Origin of the sequence: Desertihabitans aurantiacus (assembly GCF_003344635.1) — a bacterium.
Lineage (GTDB): Bacteria > Actinomycetota > Actinomycetes > Propionibacteriales > Propionibacteriaceae > Desertihabitans > Desertihabitans aurantiacus.
On the sequence record NZ_QPKK01000329.1, the window covers coordinates 1 to 3,578 of the forward strand.

The following is a 3,578-nucleotide window of genomic DNA, read 5'->3' on the forward strand; positions in this document are numbered from 1 at the left end:
GACCTACCCATGACGACGGCGTCCTCGCCCCGACTGAGGATCTGAGCCGCCTTCGGGAGTCGAACCCGAGACCTACCCATGACGACGGCGTCCTCGCCCCGACTGAGGATCTGAGCCGCCTTCGGGAGTCGAACCCGAGACCTACGCATTACGAGTGCGTCGCTCTGCCAACTGAGCTAAGGCGGCACGTGCCCGGGGTCCGGGCACGGCAGCAGACTATAGCCGCGGGCGCGTGGTGGCGACGAATCGTCGTCCCTGCCCCGGAGACGACCGGGCCCGCACCCTCGAGGGTGCGGGCCCGGTGTCGTCCCACGGTCGCGCCCGCGGGGGCCGGCCGGCTCAGCCGACGGTGATGCTCTGCCCCACGTAGATGAGGTTGGGGTTGGAGAGCTGGTCGTTCATCTCGTACACGGCCTTCCAGCCGCCCTCGACGCCCTCGCGCTCGGCGATCTTGTTGAGGGTGTCGCCGGCCTGCACGGTCACGGTCTCGCCGTCGGCGGCGCGCTTGGGGCTGGAGGACTCGTTGCTCGAGTAGCTGCCGGTGGACCGCTTCGGCGAGCTCGAGCCCTCGGAGCTGCTGCTCGAGGAGCCGCTGCTGCTCGAGGAGCTGCTGTCGTCGTCGGAGGAGGAGCTGCTGCTGGCACCGCCGTTGGAGCGGGTGAGCCCGGCCTCGACGCTGCACACCGGCCAGGCGCCGGGGCCCTGCGCGGCCAGCGTCTTCTGGGCCACCGCGATCTGCTCGGACTTCGAGGCCTGGTTCGCCTGCGGGGCGTAGTCGGTGCCGCCGTAGGCCTCCCAGGTGGAGGCGGAGAACTGCAGGCCGCCGTAGTAGCCGTTGCCGGTGTTGATCGACCAGTTGCCGCTGCTCTCGCACTCGGCGACGCGGTCCCACACGGAGTCGGCGTGCGCCTCGGTGCTCCCGGTGGCGACGGTCAGGCCGAGCGCGAGGCCGGCCACGGCGGCCGCACCGGTGGCGGCGCGGGCGATGGATCGGGACATGGCTTTCCTTCCTGCTGCGGCCGTCCCCGTTGCGTCGGGGGCGGCTGCGGTTCCACACGACCCGGGAGCCAGTCGGCACCCGGGGCCGCCGGCGTGGTCACCGGTCCTGCGATGAGGTCCAGACCAACGTCGGCAGCGGTGCCACCATAAGGAAAAGGTGAGAGAAAACCAAACGTTCCTCAGGAATCCGGTTCCGTCCACGCCGCGGCCGCGGTGCGGTAGCGGTCGAGCACCACGTCGACGACCTCCGCCTCCGCCCCCAGCGGAGCGGTGACCAGCTCGGTCCCCTGCGCCACCAGTCGGTCGTGGAAGAACCCCGGTGCGAGCAGGTAGCTCGTCAGCACCACCCGGCCGGACCTCTCGGCGCGGGCCCTCCGGACGGCCTCGACCACCGAGGGCTCGGCCGCGGAGCCGTAGCCGATGCCGACCAGATCGCCCCAGCGCGACGCCAGCAGCTCCGCCATCTCCTCCACCGCCCGGGACGCCTCGACCCGGCTGGACCCGGCCGCGGCCAGCACCACCGTGTCCCCCGGACGGGCTCCGACCTCCTCCAGCCGGCGGTGGAGCAGGTCGGCGAGGCGCGGGTGCGGACCGAGCGCGCCGGTGGCCACGGCCCGTCCGGGGTGCGCCGCGACGGCGCCGGCGATGTCGACCTGGGTGTGGTAGCCGGGCGAGAGCAGCGCGGGCACCAGCACCACCCGCTCCCCCGCCGCGACGAGATCGCCGAGCACCTCGTCGACCTGCGGGTGCTGGACATCGACCCAGGTCGGCTCGACCCGGACCCGTCCGGTCTCGGCGACCCGCGCGCAGAGCCGCTCGAACACCCGGCGCCCCTCGGGGTCGTCGGTGCCGTGGGCGCACAGCAGCAGCACCGGGTCGGTGCCCGCCGGGCTCACTCCCGGCACCGGGTCCCCGGCGGCGGCAGCTCACCGGTGACCAGGTAGCGCACCACCGCCCCGTCGATGCAGGGCGTGCCCTGCCGGAACGCGCCGTGACCCTCGCCCTCCAGGGTCAGCAGCTGGGCCGACTCCAGCTGCTCGGCCATCGCGACGGAGTACTCGTAGGGGGTCGCGGAGTCGCCGGTGGTGCCGACCACCAGCACCGGCGCCGCGCCCGCACCGCGGATCGGCTGCTCCCAGACGTCCGGCTCGACCGGCCACACCGGGCAGGTCAGCGCCGGCCCGCCGTAGCGGCCGAACACCGGCGCCAGCTCCTGGGCCCGTTCCCAGTCCTGGAGCGCGTCCTCGATCCCGCCGTCGGCGGTGTCCGCGCAGGAGGTGGCCGGGAAGGCGAAGGCGGACTGGCCGTACCGGCCGTCGGCGCCGCGCTCGTTGAACTCGTCGGCGTAGAACAGCAGCCCGCTGCCGTCGCCCTCGCGGGCCAGCTCGAGCACCTGCAGCAGCGCGGGCCAGCGGGTCTCGGAGTAGAGCATGGAGATCACGCCGGTGACGGCCAGGGACTGGGTGAGCTGGCGGTCCGAGCGGGTCGGCATCGGCTGCACGTCGGTCTGGTCGAAGACCCGGGTGACCTGCTCGACCACCGCGGTCGGGTCCTCCCCCAGCGAGCAGCCCTGGGCGACGCACCACCCGGCGAAGGCGTTCAGCGACCGGTCGAAGCCCTGGGCCTGGATGGTCTCCGAGGTCCGGCTGAGATCGACCGCGCCGTCGAGGACCAGCCGGCCCACCCGGTCGGGGTAGAGCTCGGCGTAGAGCGCGCCGAGGTAGGTGCCGTAGGAGTAGCCGACGTAGCTGAGCCGCTCATCCCCCACCAGCACCCGCAGCAGGTCGAGGTCACGCACCGTCTGCACGCTGCTGATGTGCTCCAGCAGCGGCCCGGAGCGCTCCAGGCAGGACTGGCCGAAGGAGCGGTTGGCCACGATCAGCGCCTGCTCCTCGGCGCTGTCGTCGGGCGAGGTGTCCATCGCGGTGAAGGCGTCGTGGTCCTCGCCCTGGAAGCAGGTGACCGGGGTGGAGGAGCCGACGCCGCGCGGGTCCCAGCCGACGACGTCGTACTGCTCCAGCCCGGTCCGGTCGAAGCCGGCGGCCAGGCTGGTGCCGGGGTACCCGGGCCCGCCGGGGTTGACGAACACCGTGCCCAGGCGCGGCTCGGCGGTGGCCGGCACCTTGAGCATCCGCAGCGTGATGGCCTGGCCATCCGGCTCCTCGTGGTCCAGCGGCGCCGACACGTCGGCGCACAGCGCCGCCCCGCAGGGCAGCCAGGTGACGTCCTGGTCGTGGTAGCGGGCCATCCCGGTGCCCGGCGGGGCGTCGACGAAGCCCTCCGGCTCGACATCGGGAACGGCCGGCCCGGGCCGGTCGGGGTGGTCGCTGGGCCCGGCTGACGGACTGGCCGAGGGCGGGTCGGTGCTCTCCGACGGGTCGAGCGGGTTGGGCAGCGGGGCGCCCGGTGAGCAGGAGGTCAGCACGAGGGCCGCGAGGACGGCGGCGCAGGCGCTGAGCCTGGAGCGGATCCGGAGCACGCCGGACACCCTACGTGGCACCCGGGACCGTCCGGCCCGTCCGCGGGCCGGGGCCTCCGGCCGGTCGGGCGGGACTCAGGCGCCGGCCCGGCGGCGCGCC

General features: G+C 74.0%; 3 protein-coding genes and 1 tRNA gene. All 4 read right to left on the reverse strand.

Going from position 1 to position 3,578, the window contains the following annotated elements:
• Positions 1 to 113: 113 nt before the first annotated feature.
• Positions 114 to 186: transfer RNA gene (locus DVA66_RS18290), tRNA-Thr, on the reverse strand.
• A gap of 153 nt (positions 187 to 339) precedes the next feature.
• Complete coding sequence (locus DVA66_RS21980; RefSeq protein WP_114561322.1) at positions 340 to 999, reverse strand: LysM peptidoglycan-binding domain-containing protein; 660 nt, start codon at positions 997 to 999, stop codon at positions 340 to 342.
• A gap of 179 nt (positions 1,000 to 1,178) precedes the next feature.
• Entirely contained in the window at positions 1,179 to 1,895 is a 717-nt protein-coding gene (locus DVA66_RS21985; RefSeq protein ID WP_198671927.1) for a sirohydrochlorin chelatase, read from the reverse strand.
• Positions 1,892 to 3,478, reverse strand: coding sequence for an alpha/beta hydrolase (locus DVA66_RS18305; RefSeq protein ID WP_157974117.1), 1,587 nt, complete (start codon positions 3,476 to 3,478; stop codon positions 1,892 to 1,894). The genes DVA66_RS21985 and DVA66_RS18305 overlap by 4 nt, the downstream gene beginning before the upstream one ends.
• Positions 3,479 to 3,578 lie beyond the last annotated feature (100 nt).

Bases quoted from the DNA above. Each gene is read 5' to 3' on its own strand.
- DVA66_RS21980 (WP_114561322.1), bottom strand. From the start codon at position 999: ATGTCCCGATCCATCGCCCGCGCCGCCACCGGTGCGGCCGCCGTGGCC.